At 51.2% G+C, this 22,505-nt stretch carries 23 protein-coding genes and 1 pseudogene; 10 read left to right on the top strand and 14 right to left on the bottom strand.

Going from position 1 to position 22,505, the window contains the following annotated elements:
- Positions 1 to 19: 19 nt before the first annotated feature.
- A pseudogene (locus CFI03_RS22325) lies at positions 20 to 610 on the bottom strand (aspartate/glutamate racemase family protein); the annotation flags it as partial.
- 272 nt (positions 611 to 882) lie between these two features.
- Positions 883 to 1,968 (bottom strand): L-dopachrome tautomerase-related protein, encoded by a 1,086-nt coding sequence (locus tag CFI03_RS22320; protein ID WP_248759792.1) that lies wholly within the window; start codon positions 1,966 to 1,968, stop codon positions 883 to 885.
- An 85-nt stretch (positions 1,969 to 2,053) separates the two neighbouring features.
- Between CFI03_RS22320 and CFI03_RS31170 the strand changes: the two genes are divergently transcribed.
- The 7 genes from CFI03_RS31170 (at position 2,054) to CFI03_RS22290 (ending at position 5,833) form a co-directional block, all read left to right on the top strand.
- Positions 2,054 to 2,602: a CBO0543 family protein gene (locus tag CFI03_RS31170; RefSeq protein ID WP_349292492.1), complete on the top strand. Its 549-nt coding sequence runs from the start codon at positions 2,054 to 2,056 to the stop codon at positions 2,600 to 2,602.
- Positions 2,599 to 3,084 (top strand): CBO0543 family protein, encoded by a 486-nt coding sequence (locus CFI03_RS22315; protein ID WP_248759790.1) that lies wholly within the window; start codon positions 2,599 to 2,601, stop codon positions 3,082 to 3,084. The genes CFI03_RS31170 and CFI03_RS22315 overlap by 4 nt, the downstream gene beginning before the upstream one ends.
- A 429-nt stretch (positions 3,085 to 3,513) precedes the next feature.
- Positions 3,514 to 3,756 carry a spore gernimation protein GerQ gene (locus tag CFI03_RS22310; protein WP_248759788.1) on the top strand — a complete coding sequence of 81 codons (243 nt, stop codon included), beginning with the start codon at positions 3,514 to 3,516 and terminating at the stop codon, positions 3,754 to 3,756.
- Between the two features lie 12 nt (positions 3,757 to 3,768).
- On the top strand, positions 3,769 to 4,155 hold the full coding sequence (locus CFI03_RS22305; RefSeq protein WP_248759786.1) for a spore coat protein: 387 nt from the start codon (positions 3,769 to 3,771) through the stop codon (positions 4,153 to 4,155).
- Positions 4,152 to 5,288, top strand: coding sequence for a zinc-dependent alcohol dehydrogenase (locus CFI03_RS22300; RefSeq protein WP_127495063.1), 1,137 nt, complete (start codon positions 4,152 to 4,154; stop codon positions 5,286 to 5,288). Before CFI03_RS22305 ends, CFI03_RS22300 begins: the two co-directional genes overlap by 4 nt.
- A 31-nt stretch (positions 5,289 to 5,319) precedes the next feature.
- Positions 5,320 to 5,523: a hypothetical protein gene (locus tag CFI03_RS22295; RefSeq protein WP_127495062.1), complete on the top strand. Its 204-nt coding sequence runs from the start codon at positions 5,320 to 5,322 to the stop codon at positions 5,521 to 5,523.
- Positions 5,524 to 5,536: 13 nt separating this feature from the next.
- Positions 5,537 to 5,833 (top strand): spore coat protein, encoded by a 297-nt coding sequence (locus tag CFI03_RS22290; protein ID WP_248759784.1) that lies wholly within the window; start codon positions 5,537 to 5,539, stop codon positions 5,831 to 5,833.
- A 245-nt stretch (positions 5,834 to 6,078) separates the two neighbouring features.
- Here CFI03_RS22290 and CFI03_RS22285 read toward each other — a convergent pair whose 3' ends face one another.
- On the bottom strand, positions 6,079 to 7,317 hold the full coding sequence (locus CFI03_RS22285) for an amidohydrolase family protein (protein ID WP_248759782.1): 1,239 nt from the start codon (positions 7,315 to 7,317) through the stop codon (positions 6,079 to 6,081).
- A 4-nt stretch (positions 7,318 to 7,321) separates the two neighbouring features.
- Positions 7,322 to 8,371, bottom strand: coding sequence for an amidohydrolase (locus CFI03_RS22280; RefSeq protein WP_248759780.1), 1,050 nt, complete (start codon positions 8,369 to 8,371; stop codon positions 7,322 to 7,324).
- On the opposite strand from CFI03_RS22280, the gene CFI03_RS22275 reads away from it, so the two are divergent.
- Both CFI03_RS22275 and CFI03_RS22270 read left to right on the top strand, forming a co-directional pair.
- Complete coding sequence (locus CFI03_RS22275; protein ID WP_349292491.1) at positions 8,330 to 8,947, top strand: LysR family transcriptional regulator substrate-binding protein; 618 nt, start codon at positions 8,330 to 8,332, stop codon at positions 8,945 to 8,947. The genes CFI03_RS22280 and CFI03_RS22275 overlap by 42 nt on opposite strands.
- Before the next feature lie 149 nt (positions 8,948 to 9,096).
- Positions 9,097 to 10,122 (top strand): tRNA dihydrouridine synthase, encoded by a 1,026-nt coding sequence (locus tag CFI03_RS22270; protein WP_248759778.1) that lies wholly within the window; start codon positions 9,097 to 9,099, stop codon positions 10,120 to 10,122.
- 64 nt (positions 10,123 to 10,186) lie between these two features.
- On the opposite strand, the gene msrA is transcribed toward CFI03_RS22270, so the two are convergent.
- From msrA to CFI03_RS22235, 7 genes are all read right to left on the bottom strand, one after another.
- Positions 10,187 to 11,143 (bottom strand): peptide-methionine (S)-S-oxide reductase MsrA, encoded by a 957-nt coding sequence (gene msrA / locus CFI03_RS22265; RefSeq protein ID WP_248759776.1) that lies wholly within the window; start codon positions 11,141 to 11,143, stop codon positions 10,187 to 10,189.
- Positions 11,144 to 11,343: 200 nt separating this feature from the next.
- The gene (locus tag CFI03_RS22260) at positions 11,344 to 12,417 is read right to left on the bottom strand and encodes a Gfo/Idh/MocA family protein (protein ID WP_248759767.1); all 1,074 of its coding nucleotides are present in this window, start codon (positions 12,415 to 12,417) and stop codon (positions 11,344 to 11,346) included.
- Positions 12,418 to 12,420: 3 nt separating this feature from the next.
- Positions 12,421 to 13,419, bottom strand: a complete 999-nt coding sequence (locus CFI03_RS22255) for a Gfo/Idh/MocA family protein (RefSeq protein ID WP_248759765.1) — start codon at positions 13,417 to 13,419, stop codon at positions 12,421 to 12,423.
- Between the two features lie 928 nt (positions 13,420 to 14,347).
- Positions 14,348 to 14,650, bottom strand: coding sequence for a Dabb family protein (locus CFI03_RS22250; protein WP_127495050.1), 303 nt, complete (start codon positions 14,648 to 14,650; stop codon positions 14,348 to 14,350).
- 107 nt (positions 14,651 to 14,757) lie between these two features.
- Positions 14,758 to 15,210 (bottom strand): VOC family protein, encoded by a 453-nt coding sequence (locus CFI03_RS22245; protein ID WP_127495049.1) that lies wholly within the window; start codon positions 15,208 to 15,210, stop codon positions 14,758 to 14,760.
- 88 nt (positions 15,211 to 15,298) lie between these two features.
- Entirely contained in the window at positions 15,299 to 18,379 is a 3,081-nt protein-coding gene (locus tag CFI03_RS22240; protein ID WP_248759763.1) for a DEAD/DEAH box helicase, read from the bottom strand.
- Positions 18,376 to 20,028, bottom strand: coding sequence for an SWIM zinc finger family protein (locus CFI03_RS22235; protein ID WP_248759761.1), 1,653 nt, complete (start codon positions 20,026 to 20,028; stop codon positions 18,376 to 18,378). Before CFI03_RS22235 ends, CFI03_RS22240 begins: the two co-directional genes overlap by 4 nt.
- A 241-nt stretch (positions 20,029 to 20,269) precedes the next feature.
- Between CFI03_RS22235 and CFI03_RS22230 the strand changes: the two genes are divergently transcribed.
- On the top strand, positions 20,270 to 20,425 hold the full coding sequence (locus tag CFI03_RS22230) for a hypothetical protein (protein WP_015844449.1): 156 nt from the start codon (positions 20,270 to 20,272) through the stop codon (positions 20,423 to 20,425).
- Positions 20,426 to 20,507: 82 nt separating this feature from the next.
- Here CFI03_RS22230 and CFI03_RS22225 read toward each other — a convergent pair whose 3' ends face one another.
- From CFI03_RS22225 to CFI03_RS22215, 3 genes are all read right to left on the bottom strand, one after another.
- Positions 20,508 to 20,705 carry a hypothetical protein gene (locus CFI03_RS22225; RefSeq protein WP_201005750.1) on the bottom strand — a complete coding sequence of 66 codons (198 nt, stop codon included), beginning with the start codon at positions 20,703 to 20,705 and terminating at the stop codon, positions 20,508 to 20,510.
- Between the two features lie 318 nt (positions 20,706 to 21,023).
- Positions 21,024 to 21,851, bottom strand: coding sequence for a PPK2 family polyphosphate kinase (locus CFI03_RS22220; RefSeq protein ID WP_248759759.1), 828 nt, complete (start codon positions 21,849 to 21,851; stop codon positions 21,024 to 21,026).
- A gap of 160 nt (positions 21,852 to 22,011) precedes the next feature.
- A complete protein-coding gene (locus CFI03_RS22215) occupies positions 22,012 to 22,470 on the bottom strand; it encodes a hypothetical protein (RefSeq protein ID WP_248759757.1) in 459 nt (152 codons plus the stop codon).
- Between the last annotated feature and the right edge of the window lie 35 nt (positions 22,471 to 22,505).

Here is a 22,505-nt window from a genome sequence, read left to right as displayed (position 1 = left end):
AATATCTTTGAGTACTCTGCCGCAATGGTATACTTGATAATTCCGTGCAAGCAATTACGACACAGTCGCAATCGAAGTCGCTCAGCAGCTTCTCTATGATTTCCTCGATTTCTGCCGGGTTAACCTGTTGGTTTTTCTTCAGTTTCTTATAAATGATACTCATGATACGTTTCTGTATTTCTTCATTCGGCTTGTATAGTTTAAGTTTCAACTTTTCACATTCTTCGCTATATAGCCCGTTATGCAAGGTTCCATCCGTCGCCAAAATCCCCACTTTACTGCCCGATCCAAACTTATCCGCCACAAGCTTAAGCGTCTCGTTAACCATATTAATAATCGGAATGGTGGTCATTTCCTGCATCTCATTATAAAAGCAGTGTGCCGTGTTACAGGGTATTGCAATATTGGACACACCGGCATGATGAAGGAGAGCCATATCCTTAGAAATTTGATCTAAGAATAGATCCCCTTCTTTCTTTCGAAGAACATCGGTCCTGTCAGGAAGACTCGTATGATTAAGAATAATGATATTAATGTGATCCTGATCCATATTCGCATTCGTTCTGTTTATGATTTTTTCAAAAAAAACCGAGGTAGCTTTGGGACCCATTCCGCCGATAATGCCTAAGCTCCCATGTTCCATCTTCGTTCACCCACTTAGCCGCATTCAATCTTCACGCCATTTATCTTCGTTCCGCTCATAGCGCTAAACTAATCATGCAAAAAACATATCTCGAAAATATATACAAGATGTAACGTAGTTGTAACATTTAAATGAATAGGATCCATGCTCTCAAAATACACAAAGAACAAAAATTCAGCGGATACAAAAAAACCGTTTCGCGGTAATTTCCGCAAAACGGTTCAGTAATCCGAAATTCATTAAAAGGTAGGAGCCGGCGGTTCCTCTATTTTCATACGAAGTAAACTATAAGGCTTCTCCCTCAGGTCATTACCATAATGAAATCTTGACTGCCGATGTAATTGGTTCACGATGAAATATAAGTATTGATCTGGACCAATAGAAAAAGTATCCGGCCATAGCATTCTCGGATCATGCGCAATGGTTTCCATTATTCCATTCGGCAATATCTTTCGAATACTATTATTTTCATAGTCTCCGGCGTAAACGTTTCCTTTTGCATCGGTGATCATTCCATCTGATGCCCCTTTTTCTCCCCAATACTTCACGTAATGTTGTAAATTCCTATCCGGTATCGTTCGGTCTCTAAGGACTTCCGTTGAAATCGAATAGAGCTGACGGCTGGTGAGAGGACAAAAATACAACGTCTTGCCGTCCGGGGAAATCGCTATACCATCGGATGCCAATCTAAAGGGTGAAGTAGATCCGTCTTTGTTGCGATTCATCAGGATTCTACCTTCCACTTTGGGTAAGAAAAAGAGATCGGGCGAAGTTGAATTTGCTCCGTTTAACCGTCTCCAGGCATAGCCCGTTTCTAAATCAACGACAATAATGGCTCCTGGCCCTCGGGAAGACGAATCCGTTATATAGGCGTAACCTGCTTTCCCGACACGAAAATCAAATCGGACATCATTCAGATAAGTGGTTGGCAGGACAACATCATCCGTAAAGGTATAAACGCTTCTTATGGTATTTGAATTTAAATCGACAGCGACTAGCTTTGCCCCGCCTTTGATGGGTTCAGAGAAATTAGGAGCCCCCGTATCCAGTACCCAAAGCGTTCCCCTGCCATCCGTAACGACACTTTGAACACTAATGAAGGACATTGCGATATTCGATGGGTTTACCACATTCGCTTCTATACTAGGATAAGGCTGAATGGTATCGTTAACGATTTCAGCCACCGTAAATTTAACGTCGTCTCCCCATTTCGGAAAGCAAATGAAGATACGCCCGGTTTCTGAAACCGTTACGCCTGTGGGCATGGCTCCGTAAAATAAAAAAACCGCCTCAAGCTTACCAAAATACGTTTCACTCGGTAACATCGCTTGTATGAAAGCCTCCCCCAACACGCTCGAACTGCTATCACCCATTTATATGACTGCATGTGAGTGTCTATAACACAAGATTATGAATATAAGAAGTACATCATACATAGGAGTCTCCTCTCCTGTACAAGCTATGGCTATTGACATGGAACGAAATGTATTGCTGCTAGTCTGGTTTGCGTGTATAACCACCATCTATTTTTTTGTTCCAAGAGCAAAAGCTCATGAATTTGTGTTGTGCTTTCTTGTGTGTCAGGCTGTTGGATGGATAGTAGAAATTCTGCTCGTTCAATTTGATTTGGTGGCCTACCCATTACGTGAATTTCCCAAAGCATCGGATTTGAATATCACGTTCAAAGTGGTGTGGACGCCTGTTGCCAGCGGTCTATATTACATTCATAGACCTCGGGCGAATAAATGGACAACGTGTTTTTACTTTGCTGTCTGGATTTCACTGCTCACCTTAATCGACGGGATGTTAGCCGCAAAAACCGAGTTGGTGGAATATGTTCATTTTCACTGGAGTCTGATGGCGATCGTGTTCTCGATAATGTTCCTATCCGTCCACGTTCTAGTAAGCTGGTTCTTTAGAGACCGCAAAGTTTTCAGAAAGGAAGCGAGCGAGGGATGAGTTTGCTGCTGCAGTACGGCATTATCGTTTCAGCGTGGATCCTTTCATTATTGTTGATTCTAGTCATCCCGCGGCAAAAACGTCGATTGGCGATGGTCGCTTTTTTGTTCAAACAGTATATGACGTGTATTTTCGGTCATGTCGTAGTCGAACTCCAACTTCTCGCCTATCCCGTAAGGGAGTTTGCAGAAGTTAACCGGACGAGTTTCGCCTACGAATATATGGCCTATCCGATGACATGCGCGGTGTTTAACGCGTATTATCCGAGCCATCGGAGCGGCTGGATTCAATTCGGCTATTACGTGTTATTCACTACTGTATTGACGATAGTTGAGGTGCTGCTCGTACAATATACCGATCTGATTCGGTATGTTCATTGGAACTGGTTTTGGTCATGGGCTACGATTTTCCTCACATTCCTGATGACTCGGGCGTTCTGCGGGATCTACTTCGGGACAATGAGAGGTGCCAGATATATATAAAAGAAGCCTTCAAAACCACTATTAGAAGTGGAATTGAAGGCTCTTTTCTACCTTTTACTGTTGGTCCGGCAGACGTAATGCGTTTGCTGAAGTTTGCGCTTGATCTAAAAATTCCTCTGCTTGGGTCAATTGCTGCCGGGCTGTCTCCAAGGCTTGTGAATTTGTTGCCGCATTAGATTCACTGATCGAGCTTAGCGCCTGATTTTAAAGCCGTTTGCACTTCAGAAACCGCGTTAGATGCATGCTGCTCCAGCGTATTGCCGCTTGAATGAAGCGAATCTTCAGCCTAGTCCTCCTTCTTTGAGCAATTAAACAGAAATAAGTATGCGGTTGCGATTTTGTTTATATTCGGGCCATCCATTATTAGTATAGGATTCAATGCGCAGGATAAGCTAATTCGGATTAAAGGAAGGAGAGGATACTTTCTCAATGGAAATGCCAACGCTAGCGCCACACGAATCAATGGAACTGCATGAAGCGTTAAACTTCAAAACGCTCTGCCTGGCTAAGTCAAAACTAATGCAAGGCTTGGTCTTTGACCAAGAGCTGAAAGCGTTAATGCAGAAGGACGTCATTCTATCCACGCAGCAGATCGCCGAGCTCCAGGCCATCTACGCAAGAGCCCCTTTCCAAGCGCCTGTTCCGAATAGCCCAACACCTATCACTCATTAAAGGGGAACGACAATGAATACCGATTATTTAGACCCGATAAATTCGTTAAATATGCCGGAGATGGCAGATATGACATTTGCAACGGATTTCCTTATCCGTGCCAAAGAAGGCGTAAGAAATTTGTCCATCGCCCTGACGGAAACGGCTTCTCCCGATGTAAGAGCGCTGTTGCGCAATCATCTTATGCAGGGAATTGCTCTGCACCAAGAAATCACGGAGCTTATGATTCGCAAAAAATGGTTCCATCCTTACGAGCTGAACGAACAATACCAGCTCGATCAGCTTTCAGCGAAAAATACGGTGATGATCGGGCAGATGAATTTATTCCCGGGTGATACGTCGCGTAAAGGAATGTTTGATCGGACCCCAGATGAACATATTGGAGGACAACATGCATGAAGGCGGTAACGTATCAAGGGATTAAAAATGTCGTGGTCAAAGAGGTGCCGGATCCGAAGATTGTAAAACCGGACGATATGATTGTAAGAATCACCAGTTCCGCTATATGCGGATCGGACCTTCACCTGATTCACGGGATGATCCCTAACCTTCAGGAAAACTATGTCATCGGGCATGAACCGATGGGGATTGTAGAAGAAGTAGGCCCTGGCGTGACCAAGGTAAAGAAAGGCGACCGGGTAATCATCCCTTTCAACATCGCATGCGGAGAATGCTTTTTTTGTAAGAATCAGCTGGAAAGCCAATGCGACAATTCAAACGAACACGGGGATATGGGCGCCTATTTCGGCTACTCCGGAACGACCGGCGGTTACCCTGGCGGGCAAGCCGAATATCTGCGGGTTCCGTATGCTAACTTCACCCACTTCAAGATTCCCGAAAGCTGCGAGCAGCCGGACGAAAAGCTGAGCTTGATCGCCGATGCCATGACGACGGCATTCTGGAGCGTGGATAACGCCGGCGTCAAGAATGGAGATACGGTCATCGTGCTCGGCTGCGGTCCGGTCGGACTTCTGGCCCAAAAATTCTGCTGGCTTAAGGGAGCAAAGCGGGTCATCGCCGTTGACTATGTCGATTACCGCTTGCAGCATGCGAAGCGAACGAACCATGTGGAAATCGTAAACTTCGAACAGGATAAGAATATTGGCAACACGCTAAAGGAAATGACCAAAGGCGGAGCCGATGTCGTGATTGATGCGGTAGGAATGGACGGCAAGATGAGCGATCTCGAATTTCTAGCCAGCGGCTTGAAACTGCAAGGCGGCACTATGAGCGCATTTATCATTGCGTCCCAGGCTGTCCGCAAAGGCGGAACCATCCAAGTTACCGGCGTATACGGCGGACGTTATAACGGATTCCCGCTCGGAGACATCATGCAACGCAACGTGAATATCCGGTCCGGACAAGCCCCGGTCATTCACTACATGCCGTATATGTACGAGCTGGTTACGTCGGGTAAAGTAGACCCGGGAGATATTGTTACACACGTCATTCCGCTTAGCGAAGCCAAGCATGGTTATGAAGTGTTCGATACGAAAACGGACAATTGCATCAAAGTCATCTTAAAACCATGATTTAAGGTGTACTACAGGGAGGACAATCCGAATGAATTCCAATTACGCTTTGCATGAGATGCTGGAGGTTCATGAAATCACGGCCTTCAAGACCGTTTGCATGACCAAATCCAAAACCATGCAAGCTCTGGTAACCGACCCGGAGCTCAATCAAATTTTGCAACAAGACGTACAATTATCACAGCAGCACCTTCAGGAGCTCAGTGGAGTGCTGTCTAAAGCGACTCTAACCTAAAGGAGATAAGAACATGAACACCCTAATCGAACACTTGACAGGGCTTCATACGCTGACCGATGACGTGATCGCAATGGATCTGTTGATAAACGCCAAGAGCGGAGTCAGAAACTACGCCATGGCCGTAACCGAATGTGTCACCCCCGAAATCAAGCAAATTTTGATGAAACAGCTGGACGATGCTATAGACTCCCATGAAAAGATAACAAACTACATGATACAGCGGGGCCTGTACCATCCCTACCATATTCCGGAGCAAATTGAGCTTGATCTCAATAATATACAGACCGCTATGAACATTCCGTCCTGACACCATATTCGTTCCGACAAAACGCGCAAAACCGCTATGGTTCAGGCGCGTTTTTTGATTTAACCCTAAGACTTAAGGGAATAAAATGTACATGCGGCAACCTTAGCTCCCTCCTTTTGCTCGGTCCGTCCTGAGGCTCGCAGCAAGCTTACCGCAGTGTATATGATTTGCTATTCCGGCATCACGTAATTAATGAAGGCAACCGATCGTTCTGACCGGCTGCCTTCTTCAAGTGATACTGGTGTTTACTGTTCAAGCAGACTCTTCAACGAGCCGGAAACGACGGCGCCTCCGAATAATACCGCCTTGCGCTGTGCCCGCCGCGCTACCGCTTCAGAGGAGCAGCTGGCTTGCACGAAAACCGCGTCGGCTTTATCGCCAACCGCAGGCCATGCTCGCTTGCCATTGGCGTCAAGCGGAATCGTGCCCCCGGTAATGAAGCCGAGTGATTCCGCGAGCGAACGTTCGTCGACAAACCGGTACAATTCGGCGAGCAGGCCTGCCTTCTCCAGGCAATCCCCGGTGCCGAACGGCGACCAATGATCGGTGATGCTGTCATTGCCTAATTCTACTTTGACTCCCTTAGCTTTCAGCATTGGAATAGGCATGATCAAGTTGCCGAACGGTACCGTCGAGGTGACGGAAATGTCTAATCCCGCAAACCTCTTTGCCAATTCAGCGGCGGCTTCTCTCTCGCCAGCAAAGCCGAACGCATGGCTTACCGTTACTTTGCCTTGCCACCCCGCCTGCTCCGTAAGATCGGCAAGCCGGTGCATCGTCGTCAAGCCGGGCTCGCCGCGGTCGTGAATATGGATGCCGACGCCCGCATTCGTTTGAACGGCGATGTCCATGATCGTCTGCAGCGATTTCTCGATATTCTCGTCGACGGTTGCCGGGTCGACTCCTCCGACATGGGTCGCACCTTGCATCATTGCTTCCTTCACCAGCTCGATAGCATGGGAGCGAAGTAGTCCATGCTGAGGAAACGCAACGATCTCATGCGTCATTTTGCACGAGAACGTCTCAAACGCCCGCATCGTTGCTTCCAAGTTTTTCATGCCGACGACCGGGTCGATGTTGTAGTGTGTTCGGACATGGGTAGATCCGAATCCAAGCAGCATGCCGAGCATGCTTTCCGCTCGCTGCCTAGCCGTCGGCAGCAGCTTCGGCAGCAGCTCGCGTTCTTCTTCGAACCTTCTGAAAATGCTGGATACGGGCCGCACCGCTTTCCACGGTCCGCTGTAATAGGTTTTATCGATATGGATGTGCATTTCCTTGAAAGCAGGCAGCATGAGGAGACCGGCCGCATCAAGCTGCGGAAGCCCTTCGCTTGGCCGATTGTCGGAGTCTATGATCGCCGCGATTTGGCCATCCTCCACACGGATATGACAGATGTCCGTATCGGTTCCGACGATGGCATCGTCTTCATAACGGTAGCCGCTTTCCAAGCGAACGTCGACGAGCCAGTAAGCCGAATGTTTCATGTCGTCACCCCCTCTCCAACGATCCCGAAACGACCGTTCCTTTATACATGACTGCCGGACGTTTCGCTCTTCTGGCGATCGCTTCCGCCGAGCAGCTCGCTTCCGCGAAAACGATGCTTGCTTCGTCCCCCGGCTTCGGCCATGCTTGTCTTCCATCCGAATCAAGCGGCTTGCGACCTCCCGTTATCAAACGGATCGTATCAGCCAGCGCTTGCTCCGTGTTATAGCCAAACCGTTCCGCCAAGCGGCCTGCCCGTTCGAGAATGTCTCCGTTGCCGAACGGCGACCACGAATCGAAAATATTGTCGCACCCGACCGCTACCGGCACTCCCTTTGCGCGAAGGAACGGAACCGGCGGGATCGTTCGCCCTATCGGCACGCTCGTGATGATCGTGATGCCGAGCTCAGCCAACCGCTGCGCGGTCTCGTCCGCTTCCCGGCCTTCCATATCACCCAGCGCGAATGCATGGCTGATCGATACGCGGCCCTGCCAGCCGGCGTCCTCCGTCAATTGCGCCAACCGTTTGATCGTCTGAAGACCGATGCTTCCCCCGTCGTGCAGATGCAAATCGACATCCGCGTCCGCCTCTACGGCCAGCTCCATCATCTGCTGCAGCGATCTTTCGATGTCGCCGTCCACGGTCGCCGGATCCACGCCGCCAATCAAGCCGCAGCCCCGGGCCAACGCCTCCCTCACAAGCCCGGCGGATTGCGTTCGGATAAGCCCATGCTGCGGAAAGGCGACGATTTCGACGGACAGCTTGCCCTCGAAGGCGGCAATCGCTTCCTGAATGGCCTCCAAATGACGAAGCCCGGCATCGGGGTAGATGTCGACATGCGTGCGCACATGCGTCGAACCTGCCTGAAGCAACGTGCCAAGCAGCGTCCCGGCTCGATGCTTCATCGATGTCGCCAGCTTGGGCAGCGTGTTCTTCTCGATTTCGAAACGTTCGAATATCGTTTGCACCGGACGAACCGGCCGCCAACGGTCGCCGAGCAGCGTCTTGTCCAGATGGCGTTTTCGGTGGCCGAATTGCCCGAAATCCTTCTCCATTTTCAGAGGCAGTATCCGAAGGTCACTTATAAAATACAGCAAAACGAATCCGCGTATCTCTGTCAATTAGTCAGAGACCGCGAAGTCGAATTAGCCTTCATTCGATTACCTCTCGGGTTGGATGAGTTTTCGGTGCTGCATCTCTACGCTGAACCGTTCTATTTGATCACGTCTAAGAAACAGAAACGGTTCGGAGATGAAGTATCGCTTGCAGACGTTCATAACCATCCGCTCCTGCTGCCAAGCACGCAGGGATTAGGCGTGCATTATTTGATTTTGGAGGCATTTTCCCGCCTTCATTTGCGCCCTAACCTTGTTGGCGAATGTTCCGACATTGCGCTCTTAATGGATTTGGTTTCATCCGGCTTCAGCGCGTCGATCGTTCCGGAAACGCTGTTAAAAAGATACAAAGGATATGCCATACATGCGCACAAAATTACCGGCGAGCCTCTAATGGCGGCCCCGGTCGGAATAATATGGCTGAAGAATCACCTTCTATCCAAGACGGCACAAAACTTTATTGAGTTTATGCAAAAGGAACGGAACGATGCTATGACCATGCCTATCGATACGTAGTACGAGCTTTCGGCTGATCTATAATCATCGCTGATAAACAATCACAGTTGTTTTTGTGCATGAAACGAAAAAAAATGATACTATGTATGATGGGTTAACGAGTTTACAATAGCCTAATCATTTTAATTGCTGCAAAAGAAGGAGATTATATGAGTAACGAAAATTTCTGGCTTGATTTACCCAAGCCATTTTTTATATTAGCACCAATGGAAGATGTCACAGATGTTGTATTTCGTCACGTTGTTAGTACAGCTGCAAAACCAGACGTATTTTTCACAGAATTCACTAGTACCGATAGTTATTGCAACCCTGCAGGAATAGAAAGTACCCGCGGTCGGTTAACGTTTACGGAAGATGAGCAACCGATCGTTGCTCATCTTTGGGGCAATAAGCCGGCATTTTTTGAGCAGATGAGTATAGATATGAAAAAGCTTGGTTTTCGCGGTATCGATATAAACATGGGATGCCCTGTACAAAACGTCGCTTCCAATGGAAAAGGTGCGGGATTAATACGGCATCCTGAAGTTGCGGCAGCCATTATTCAAGCAGCCAAAGCAGGCGGTCTGCCGGTTAGTGTCAAAACAAGATTGGGTTACTCTGAGGTTGACGAGTGGCGAGGTTGGTTAACGCATATATTGAAACAAGATATTGCCAATCTTTCGATTCATCTTCGTACGAAAAAAGAAATGAGCAAAGTAGATGCGCACTGGGAACTCATCCCTGAAATAAAAATATTACGCGATGAAATTGCTCCAAACACGCTATTAACCATTAATGGAGATATTCCCGACCGCGCAACCGGGTTGAAATTAGTGGAACAATACGGCGTTGATGGCGTCATGATTGGCCGCGGTATCTTCACCAACCCATTCGCTTTTGAAAAAGAACCTAAAGAACATAGTGCGAAGGACTTTCTCCAATTACTTCTATTACAGTTGGATCTTCACGATAAATATTCAACAGAAGTCCTGCCGCGTTCATTTAAACCGCTTCTTCGCTTTTTCAAAATCTATGTTCGTGGATTTAGAGGCGCAAACGAATTAAGAATTCAATTAATGGAAACGAAATCAACCGATGAAGTTCGTCGTTTAGTGAATGCTGTTTTAGATCAGATTGACGCATCCCTTCCGGAATCCAAAAATTTAGATTTAACGCCGGATGGTTTGCGAAATTAATACGAGTACATCAAAAAATAAGAGACCTTTCAAAAGTTCAATGAACTCTTGAAAGGTCTCTTATTTATGTGAAAAACGGTATATAGCGGCCGTACCCTTCCGTCGCTAATTGCTCTGCCGGAATAAAGCGTAAAGAAGCGGAATTGATGCGGTACTGAGGCTGGTTAAGATCTTGAACTAAGTGACCCAAATGCGACTTGGATATTCGGCTGCGAAGCGCCGTTCGCACCTGACCGTTGCTTAGATCGGATTCTTTCCGAATCCAGCCCTCTTCAATTGGCTTTGAGAAGGTCGGCCAGCCGGTTCCAGCATCGTACTTGTCCCTGGAGCTGAACAACGGATCGCCGTTTATGACATCGACATAAAGCCCCTCGCGTTGGTTATTCCAATATGCGTTCTGAAACGCAGGTTCTGTATCCCTATTCTGTGTAACGTTATATTGCAGCTCAGTCAACTGCTGACGAAGCTGATCTTTGTCTTTTTTCGTATTCCAGCTTCGTTCGAAGAATTCTTTTCGTCCGCTGCCTTCATGATACAAATTGTAGGATCTTCGGTGCGTATTGTAATAATCCTGATGCTCATCCTCAGCAGGATAGAATGGCATCGCGGGTAAGATTTCGGTCAAGATAGGCTTCTTGAATCGTTTGCTCTTCTTCAACGCTTGCTTAGAGGATTCTGCCTTCTTGCGCTGTTCCTCATTATGTACAAATATCGCGGTTCGGTATGATGAGCCTCGATCCCCGAATTGTCCGCCATGATCGGTGGGATCAATGAGCTGCCAGTAGATATCAAGGAGTCGCTCATAAGGAAACAACTCCGGTTGAAATGTAATTTGAACAGCTTCGACATGACCTGTCGTTTCCATACCGACTTCTTCGTAGGTCGGATTTATGGTATGGCCGCCCGTATAACCGGAAACGACCGAATCAATCCCGGGAAGTTTGTCGAACGGCTGTACCATACACCAGAAACAGCCTCCTGCAAATGTAGCGATCTCTGTCCTCTGATTTGAGTTAACCATTACTTATACACCACCAGACTTCCATTTCTGCCGTTCTTGTTAGTCACATTGTATGTCTTGTCGGGTATGGGATCAAGTTCTTATCAATTTAAAACCAGACCTACCGTGACTCCTAATAAAAAAGCAACCGAACGTTATACGCCGGCTGCTCCGATATATCTTAGAACTATTGATCCAATTGTCCTGTCCGGTCCGTCTAGTCAGTCGAAGAAGACTGGCTTCCCGGTTTCGGCGGAAATATAGACCGCCTCGAGAATTGCCGAAACAACCATCGCTTCTTCGGGCTTCACAAGCGGCTCCTCATCGTTTACAATGCATTCGATCCACTGCTTGGCTTCGTACTCGAAATCGGTTAGATTCTCGCCTCTGAAGCGTTCTCTCGCCTTCGGATCTACGTCGATGACGTTCAGGAACAGGCTGCCGTCCCTCTCGCCGTTGATTCGCAGGCCTCCGTTGAAGTCCGCCCCGCCTTTCGTGCCGCACAAATACGACCCTTCCGTCTTGGCGACATTAAGTGCCCAGCTGGTTTCGATCGAAACGACGGCGCCGTTCTTAAATTTCACATAGCCAAAGGCCGAATCCTCCACTTCGAACTCCTTCGGGTTCCAGGAACCCCACTCGTTCGCCGCGTTCTCCGTATGCTTTAATTTGTGGAAGACGCTGCCCACGACGCTTTCAGGCTCGTAATTGTTCATCAGCCAGAGGATGAGATCCAGAGAATGAGTGCCGATATCGATCATCGGACCTCCGCCCTGCTTCTCTTTATCCAGAAACACGCCCCATGTGGGGACTCCCCTCCGTCTGGTCGCAACCGCTTTGGCATAATAGATTTCGCCAAGCTCGCCGTTCTCGATCATTTTCTTCAGCAGTTGGGACTGCGCTTTGCTCCGGTTTTGGTAGCCGACCGTAAGCTTCTTCCCGGCCCGGACATGAGCGTCATACATGGCTTTCGCTTCGGCTCCGGTCTTTGCCATCGGCTTCTCGCACATGACATGCTTCCCGGCCTCCAGTGACGCGATCGAGATCTCAGCATGCGAGATATTCGGCGTCAGAACATGAATGACTTCGATTTCTTCCATGGCTAGAAGTTCTTTGTAATCCGTGAACACCAAGGCGCCTGGCGCGCCGTACTTCTCGGCGGCTTCGCGCGCGCGTTCCTCGATCAGATCGCAGAATGCAACCATCTCTGCTTGTTCAACCTTGGCCAGGCTTGGCATATGCTTGCCGTTCGCAATCATGCCGCATCCGATAATCCCTATCTTGACTGTACGCATTGCTTATATCCTCCCGGCTGAATTGAATTCGACCGTTCTTCGCTCTCGATGCGCAATATAGGCCGTTTCTAGCAGCTCCGTCAGCTTTGTGCCATCCTCCAGCCCGAAGGGCATCGGCACGTCGTTCAGGACGCCGTTCACCCATTGCGTCAATGGCAGCGGCTGCGCTTCAGGCAGCCGGTAAGGAGAAATCCAGCCCTGAAGCGGTGAATCGGCATGCTTGGATGCAACTTGCACGCTGTCCCCGGAGATGATAAGCGTTCCTTCCGTACCGTAAAGCTCGAATGCCGGCGGTGTCCGGTAAGTGACCAGGCTGGTTTCCAGCAGCGCGATCGCATTGTTCGCGAACTCGATCGAGCATTGCGCGTTGTCTTCAACTGCTCGGCCCGTGAAATGGCTGAACATCGACGTGATGCGCTTCGGCTGGCCGAGCAGCCAGCTGGCCAGGTACATCGGGTGGCATCCGAGATCCATCATGGCGCCTCCGCCTGCTAGTTTCTCGTCGTACCAATAGTCGGGCAGCCAATTGCGGAGCGCGCCGTCATGGCCGTTTCGAATGCGCAATAGTGTGATTTCGCCGAGTTGGCCTTCGTCCAGCAGCTGCTTGGCGAACAGATGATGCGGTCTGGTCAAGGCGGGGAACGAAATGCAGAACTTGACGCCCGACTGCCGGACAGCAGCCGAGATAAGGTCGCATTCCGCGACGGTAAGCGCCATCGCTTTCTCGGTGAAAATATGCTTGCCCGCGTTCGCTGCGGCGATCATCACATCGGCATGCATGCTTGTCGGAGCATCGACGACTACGGCGTCCACGTCCTCCCTGCGGAGGAGTGCATCAAGGTCGGATTCGAACCCGGCTCCGAGTTCTTTTGCCCAGGCGCTACCCCGTTCCTTGTTCTCATCCCATACGGCCGTAATGGTAGCGTTCTCAAGCGATTGCAGGTGTTTGGCGTACCCGTCGGCATGAACATGCCACTTGCTGAGCATGGCGACATTTAGCATTCGAGAATCCCTCCAAGTTCATGTAATAAAAAGGCGGCTCGTTGCTTATTCGATTTTAGATGCATGCGTCTTGCAAAGGTGAGTTATGCGAGCAGTTACAGTGGAGTGGTAAATGAATGGGAGTAGTCAAGTCAGTGAGAGCAATCAGACAGTGAGCAGTCAATCAGCGGCATGGCAGTAAATCGTCTTCGAAGGCATAGGCCGGATCTCCGGCATTGAATTGGCGGACGGCCGTCCGAGGTTGAAGAAATGTACCTAAAGGCGGACTATATATAATGCATGGTATAACGGTCGCAATCGCCATCATGCGGGTAGGTGCGGTGCTTTCAACTATGAAAATCAAGCTCGGTAAGGCTCGCTCGGAAACGGCACTAAGTACTCGAAATGAAGCACCTCTCTTTGTGTGGCGGAATCACCTCCAACCTGTCAAGCGTAACTAAAATATATCATATATATTAAATATGAAACAATATTACATAAGGACAGAAAAACAATGAGATTGCGACGAATAATTGGATCCTAGTTTATACAAATAAAAAAACCGCGTGAAACGCGGCTTAGAAATAGCTATCGGTGAGGGTTATGACAGATTCGTTCGCGGAACGAAGCATCAGTCCCACACTAAATTCCCCTTCCTCATTTTTGCTATATATATAGAATCATAGGACTTCTTCGAAATTTCCAGTGCCTGGTCTTTCGACATCTGCAACCCTCTTTCGAATTCGATGCTCCTGTACTCATTCATTGGAGCGCCGTAGTAGGCGACATCAAACCAATAACGTGCTGCTCCTGATATATGCGCTATCAAATTAGCTATGCTATTGCTCTCAGGCGTCGGCGACCAGGAGAGATCTTCTTCGGATTATTAATCGCAATCTGTTCGTCGAATAATCGCCGGCCATCTTTTCCGAACATTTGCAGGCATGAACTAGACCTTTGGATAATCAACAACTACAACATTTTCTAGGACACCATCTAGTGATTTTACAAATTCCTGATGGACGGGATGAGGTCCATAGGAACGAAGGGATTCAAGGCTATCAAATGTAACCCGTAATCCAAGCGTGTAGCCGTGTACATTTTCCGTTTCTTCCGTTACGTTGAGGCCAGCACTTATATCGAGAATTCCCGGGATACGTTCCTTAAACCCGAGCAATTGACCCAGCAGTTCCTGGTGCTTGGCAGGTGTGATATTCGTATTGAACTTGAAAATAACGAGATGTTCGTACATAACATATTACCTCCGTATATTATGAATTGGCGGTTTATCTAATGGGTGTATTTTGTCAGCACCTTCAGACCGTCCGCCTTTCGGTTATGTTGTCTATTAAACGTCGCTTATTTATTACCGAGTTGTTCCGCTAAACCAATTAGATGTCCTTCTTTTCCTCGAATGTAGCAGAGCCGATACGAGTTTTCGTACTGAACAACCTCGCCAACGAGCTGAGCACCATGCTTAACGAGTCTAGACAACAATTCGTCAATGTCTTCAACGGTGAACATGACGCGAAGATAACCGAGGGCATTTACAGGAGCAGTCCGGTGATCCGATATTGTAGCCGGGGCGAGAAATCGCGAAAGCTCAAGCCGGCTGTGTCCATCCGGGGTAACCATCATTGCAATCTCTACGCACTGAGAACCGAGCCCGGTTACGCGGCCAGCCCATTCGCCTTCGACAGTGGCTCTCCCTTCGAGCTTCAAGCCAATCTCCTCGAAGAAGGAGATTGCGTCATCGAGGGATTCTACAACAATGCCGACATTGTCCATTCTTAGCAATTTGCTTTTTGCCATCGTTTTATCTCCTTATGCGCGCAAATTTATGAGCTGATCATCTTCATATTTATTCAATTCATAGACGCGAATACCAGAGCCGGTCGCGCTATTCCGACCAGTCGCGCCGCAATGTGAACAGGTCGCGCAGCGCGTCCGTCGACAGCTCCGTGATCCAGCTTTCCGAGCTTGTGATGACATCGTCGCTCAGCTGCTGCTTGCTCTCGAGCATCTCGTCGATCCGCTCCTCCAGCGTGCCGAGCGATATAAACTTGTGCACCTGCACGTCGCGCGTCTGACCCATCCGGTAGGCGCGATCCGTCGCCTGGTTCTCCACGGCGGGGTTCCACCAGCGGTCGAAATGGAATACGTGGTTCGCCGCGGTCAGATTGAGCCCTACGCCGCCGGCTTTGATCGACAAGATGAACACGTTCGGCTGCTCCGCGGCGGGCAGCTCCCGGGACTGGAACTGATCGATCATCCTGTCGCGGGTCGTTTTGGACGAGCCGCCGTGCAAGTATAGGACAGGCTCGCCAAGCTCCCGCGCGAGCACTCGCTGCAGCATTTCGCCCATGCCGATGTACTGCGTAAAAATCAGGCATCGCTCGCCCTCTTCGCGCAGCTCCTTCACGAGGTCGAGCAGCCGTTCGAGCTTGGCGGAGCGGCTGATGAGCATAGCCGATTCGGCGGCTTCTTCCCGCTCGTCCTCCGGCACCGGCACGACTTCCTTCGTAAAGAGTACGGGGTGGTTGCACAGCTGCTTCAGCCGGGTCAGCGCGGAGAGGATCGCTCCCTTGCGCTGAATACCTTCCAGCTTCTTGACCTCGTCCATCAGCTCCTTGACGGTCTGCTCGTAGAGCGCGCTTTGCTCTCCGGTGAGATGGATATAGGTCTTCATTTCGTTCTTCTCCGGCAGGTCCAGCATAATGTTCGGATCCTTCTTCTTGCGCCTGAGCATAAACGGCTTCACAAGCCGCTGCAGCTCCTGCGTCCGCTTCTCGTCGCGCTCGCGTTCAATCGCTTGGCCGAACCGCTCTGCGAAGACTCGGGCAGTTCCAAGATAGCCCGCATTAGTAAAATCGTAGATCGACCACAGCTCCGCGAGCCGGTTCTCGATCGGCGTGCCCGTCAGCGCAATGCGGTGCCTCGCGGGGAAGCTCTTCACCGCCATGGCCTGCTTCGTGTTGGCGTTCTTGATGTTCTGTGCTTCATCGAGGCAGATCGCCGACCACGTATAGCCGCCGAGCAGCTCCTGATCCAATGTCGATGTCGCGTATGAGGTCAGCACAAGGTCCGCCTCAGCCGCTTCCTCGTAGAAAGCTTCGCCGCCTAGCCGCTTGCTGCCATAATGAAGCAGGATTCGCAGCGATGGCGCGAATCGACGCACTTCCTTCTGCCAGTTGCCAAGTACCGAGGTTGGACAGATCAGCAGGGCGGGACGGCGTCTTCCGTTCAAGGATTCCTCCTCGGCGACGTGCAGCAGGTACGTGATGAACTGTATGGTCTTTCCGAGGCCCATGTCATCGGCAAGAACGGCGCCGATCCCATACTTCCGCAGGAAAGCGAGCCAAGAGAAGCCGCCCTGCTGGTAGCTGCGCAGCTCCGCATGCAGCGTCGTCGGCACCGGGACCGACGGCCAGTCCGTCTGTTGCGTCAGCTGACCGATAACATTCGTCAGGTGCTCGTTCAGCTCAAGGTCCATCTCCAGTTCGCCTTCGTTCTTGTCGTCTTCCTCGCCGACACTCTCGCCGTCTTTGCCCGTTGCCGCCTGCATGAACAAGCCGCGATTGCGGCGTAGATGCAGCTGCAGAACGTCTTGGAAGGACAGCCCCCGCCTTGGATCGACGCCCGCCATCGCTTTACGGATCTGCGCCAGCAGGGCCGGATCGAGCGGCACCCATTGGCCGCGAAACTGCACGAGCCGCTCGCCGCGGGCGACCAGCTCCCGAAACTCCGCTTCGCTGAGGTCCGTATCGCCAATGGACACGCGCCAATCGAATTCGATCAGCGCGTCGAGACCGAAGAAGGACCGGCTGCCGCCAGCGCGCTCGGCTTGTCCTTCACCGGGGCGCACCTTCGCGCGCAGACGCGGCTTCTTACGGCTCGCCTCCTCCCACCAGGCGGGCAGCAGCACCTGCCAGCCTGCGGCCAGAAGTCGCTGGCTATCCGCTGTTAGGAATCGCCAAGCGTCGTCGCCTGACAGCGGTGCGCTCAGTACATCAGAGGGGCTGCCGGCCAGTCGGTCCGCCGGCAGGCTCGCACGCAGATGCGAGAGCCAAGTCGCGGAGCGCTCGTGCACGTGAGGCGTCCACCCGAAAGGCCACGTCCCTAAGGCTTCCCCTTCCGTCGTCAGCCGAACCGGCACGAGCTTCGCCGGTTCGAGCTTGTCCTGCAGCAGAAGCGCGAGGCGCCAGCTGCCGGCTTCAGCTTCCTCCGGCTCCAGCAGCTGCAGGAGCGGCCGGAACGGAAGCGTGTCCGCCTTCCAGCCGGTAGCGACAAGCCAGCCGCGCTCGTCGAGGCCCGCGACCGCCGCATCGCGGTCTCGGGAGAACAGCAGCGGGAAGTCGCGGCGCAGGTCGCCGGCGGCTTCCTCCGTGCCGTAATGGCGATGAAATACCGACGCGGAGAACGCGGCGCCAAGGCCGGCTAAAAAGGCGGCGTCTGCACGTTCCGCGTCTGGGTTTTCATCACTCCGGCCGTCGGGCAAGTCCCTATCTCCTTCATCGTCCGGTCCGCCATACTGGCCACCGACCTCGAGGGCGCGCAGCGCTCGGCGCGACTTTGCGTCGAGCTCCGCCGCGTCCCATGTCCACCGCAGCTTGCCGGCCTTGTAAGACACGAAGCTCGGGATGAATTTCCGCTCTGCAATACCTAGCTCGAGCGCCGGCGCGAGCGAGGCGAGCAGCGCCGCATCTCCTTCGAGCCGCCAGGCCACATGCTTCGGCAGTAATTCGGAATTAGCGAAAAACGGTATGACCATTTCCGCCGGCAGCACGACGAGCTCCAGCTCGTCCCGCAGTTTCTCGATCTCGAGCTCCGTGCCGTAGAAAGACGGCTCGTGCCACGCAAACAGCCTCTGCTTGACGAGTAAACCCGGCGCGTAGCCGGACGAGTCCGCGCCGTAGATCAATGCGTCGCCCTGTTCAGTCAGGCTTGCTTGAATCGTTAACGTATCGGCATACGCGTTCATGATAGCAGACCTCCTTTGCGTAGTTCTTCCTGCAGCGCCCGAAGCCGGCTATTCCGGCTTGCGAACGCAGAGATGAACTGTTCCCACCTCTCATTCTTCTTCAGCCGCGAGTACAGCTTGGCTAGCCGCTTCAGCAGCTTCGCCGCCGCTTTGTAGCCATCGCGGTTCTTCTGCAGCACGTATCGTTCCACCGCCTGATGGTAGAAGGGCAGCAGCAGCTCCGGCGCCTCCTTTTCGATCGGTTTCAGTGCGGTCACGCGGAACGACAGCGGCTCCTCGCCCATGCACATCTGAAGGTCGATCCACCGTTCCCACCTCCCATGCGCCGCCAGTGCGTCCTCGTAGATGGTTCGCGAGAACGGCATCATCTCCTGAAGCGTTCGCCACATCAACAGCTCCGATTCCGGTAGCCGCGCTACGACATTTGCCCAATAGTCGCCATAAGACGCCAGGTCCTCACTACGGGAGCCGACGAGCAGTGTCCCGGTCTCCGTAAGCCAGTCGCGCAGCCGGGCCCATTGCTCCGCGCGCTCGAGGAAGCCGAGCAGCGGCGCGAGATGCTCAGGCTTCAGCATCAGCTTGTTTCCTTCCTTGGCGAGCATCGCAAGTGCCTCCGCGTCGCGCGCCAGGTAAAGCAGAAGCAGACACTGCGCAATTGTCCAAGGCAGCCGAGACAAGGTCGAACCCAGCTCCGCTTCCGCCGCCCGGAGCTGCAATAGCTCCTTCTCATAGAGTGCCGCGCTTCCGGCAGAGCCCGGGCCCAGCCAGTGCAGCCATAGTGAAGCGTAAAGCGGCGCGAAGCAGCCGATCGTCTTATCCTCGGTCAGCATTCGCTCCCGTAGAAAATCCGCCGTCTCCATCAACCGGTCCCAGTATGCGGAGCTGTCGTCAGCAAGCGCGAGCTTGTCCCCGAGCAGGGTTCGCGCCTGGCTGCATTGTCCCTCCAGCGCAAGCTTCGTATGGTAGCCGATAAATAGGCCCGATGGACGCGAGTCCGTCTGAGCCGGCCTGACCATCCGTTCCAGCACGAACAGCAGAGCATGAAGCGTGAACAACTGCTCCAGCGCCAAGGGCAGCATCGGCCGCATAGCTTGCAGGTCGGCGAGCAGCTCGCTGGCTTCCTGTGCTGTACGTATATGCAAGTGCATCGCTCCGCGGCGTTCCTGGAACCGTTCATGCCACTTATTAACGGAGAGCTCGGTCAGCTCCTTCTCCGTCAAGGTCGGCCTGACAGGCTGAGGTGAAGTCTTTTCGGAACCTGCTCGAGGTCCGCCGCTTCCGCCGTCCTGCTTGCCGCTAGCCGCTAAGTTTTTCAAGGCGCTGCGCGCGTTGGCGAGCGCCTGGAACGGCCGGCCGCACAACTCCGCGTAGCGCATCAGCGTTGCCGCCATGTGCGTGCAGGCACCGTTCGCGGAGCAGGCGCATTCGCTTGCCGCAAGGTCGTCCAGATCCACGGCAACGTCGTACATCCGGTTATCCTTGACGCGCGCATCCACGTGCATGCCGTCATCGCGGAGCGTCAGCTCCTCGACCCGTCCTTGTTTATAATATTGAAATCCCCGTATAATCGTTAATTCGTCGAAGCGCGCGGCAACGCCATCCAGCAGCTGCCTCCACGCGCCGTCATCCAGCATGTAGTCCATATCCATAATCCGTTGACTCCCGGTTACGCCGTCATGTATTTTAAAAAAACTTCGTTTTCTATTATATCAGCTATTCCGCCCGCGGGCCTCTAACAACTCCGACATTACTTCAAATGTCTGCCCCCCTCGTCTATGCCTATATAGGCAAATGGAATTGGATGAATGCCTCTGAGGCAAATACCCAAGCATCATCTCTCCCCGCACATATTGTAATGTATACTCCAGACGTAAGGAGGTGTTGTGAATCATGTCAGGATTTGGCCATGGCAATCAAGTTGGTGGAATTCTTGTACTGTTCATCTTGCTGGTGATTATCGTCTGCGGATGTGGCTTTGTTGGCGGCTGGGGCGGCGGTTACGGCCCACAAGTTGGCGGCGTAGGCACAGGTAAAGGGTACTACTAATCGTAAATATACAACAAGCATAAAAGACCTCCTTTTCGGAGGTCTTTTATGCTTGTTATGGTATTCTTCAAAAATCGAAAATTTATCGTTTACCGCCATGACGAGTCAGTGTTCGAGCAGAGTGTTCATTCATGGAGGCTTCCTCTAACAGGTACGAAGGGTATTTCCTATCCAGCATCAGAATAACATGCTCAATCAATCCCTCCTCCAGTACAGAAGCCGTCCTTTGCTTTAATCCTTCAAGCGTTTGCTTAATGAAATCCAACGATTGTTTGTTCATCGAAAATCCCCCCGTTTATTTAATAGAATATCCCAAACAAAATAAACACTTGCTCCATGGACTACCAAAAAGGAGCAAGTGTTCAACAAGACCTGGATTCAGGCTGGCATCAAAAGAATGAAACGATTCTGACAGTTCAGATTGGTTCTCTTCTTCTCAAAATGCAAAATGAATAGTTAGTGCTGCGTTGAAGGCTGCTTCTTTTTCAAGATATACCCTCTATTACGCAGTTTGAATCACCAATAACCCTCATGACGGCGTTCTTGCTGATGGTAACGGCTAAAGGATGGATTGCGGCGGCGCTGAACGCTATTATTTTTATTCCTTAGGTTCGCCTGATTGAAGCTGCTCCAGAAGCTTCTGCGTATCAATGTCCGGTTCCGGATAAGAAAGATCCAACTTCTCCATGCAGCTTAAAATAATGCGGAGCACCAAGTAGTCGCGGAACCATCGTTCATTGGCCGGAACGATATGCCATGGAGCGTGATTGGTTGCCGTATGCCGGAATGCATCTTCGTATGCGTCAACGTAGGAATCCCAATATTGGCGCTCCTCAAGATCGCTTGCATCGAATTTCCATAGCTTCTCCGGGTTGCTCAGCCGTTCACGGATTTTCTCCAGTTGAAATTCAGGGGAAATATGCAAGAAAATTTTGATCAGCAGCACGCCATTGTTTGTTAGAAGCTTCTCGAAATGCCGGAAATGCTTCATCCGGGTTGCTGCTTCCTCATCCTGTATCATGCCATGCACCCGGGTTATGAGCACATCCTCGTAATAAGAACGGTTAAATGCGGTAATATAGCCTTTGGCAGGGACAACCTTGTGCGTTCTCCATAAAAAGTCATGAGCAGACTCTTCTGTAGTCGGCTTCTTAAAGCTTTCCGCTCGAAAACCTTGAGGATTCAGGTTGGAAAGTACTTTCTTGATGACGCCGTCCTTCCCGCTGCAATCCATCCCCTGGAACAAAACGAGCACGCCATTGGTCTTGGAGGCAAACAACTTGTCCTGCAGATTGCGGAGCTTCCGTTCCATATGTTCAAACTCATCTTGAATGCCTTCTTTACTTGCAAAGCCGCCCGTATCGTTCGGATCGAAACGGCTCAGACCACGCTTGTCTGCTTTAGTCAGCCGATAGTTTTTCAACATGGGAAACCCCTCCTCAGTCACTTCTTTAAGTCTCGTCAACTATTCGAGACGGCCGTATCAAAACCCTTCAATTCGACAAACTTTCCCATAACGCTAATAATAAAAAAAACGGCAGCCATCAGCTGTCGTTTGATGCTTTTATTGGTTATTAGGCTGTCTCTTACGTGTCCATGCCGCCATCCGGACCATCAACGATATCGATTACACCGACAGCGATTATGGATACTGCAGCCGCTTTACCCAGTTTCTTGGCGCCCTCTTTAATCAGCTGCTTATCATTTTCCTTAATGCCTGTCACAACTTCTTTTCCGCTTTCGACGACGTATTCGATCCCTTGGCCAGCTCCTCTGACAGTAGTCGCAACCGCATCTCCAAGATCATGGAGTCCGCTCTTCGCCTGCTGCTTATCCGACGTTATCAGGCCAGCGCCAACATCCCATACGCCGCTCGCCGCTTGACCGGCCAGCTCGCCTGTTTTCGCCGTCACTCTTTCCACGTCATTGCCGATTTCTTTCACGTAATCGCTATGAACTAGTTCCCCGGCAACGCGCACGGTACCACCAAGAACTCTGCCCGTGAAATCGCCCGCCAGCTTTCCGATGCCTTTCAGCAAATCCATAAGAACACCTCCTTATCTTAATCTATTCCGCAATC

Source organism: Paenibacillus sp. ATY16, assembly GCF_003399985.2.
GTDB lineage: Bacteria > Bacillota > Bacilli > Paenibacillales > Paenibacillaceae > Pristimantibacillus > Pristimantibacillus glycanilyticus.
Note: the sequence above shows the minus strand (reverse complement) of the source record. Positions and strands in the feature narration are given on the sequence as shown.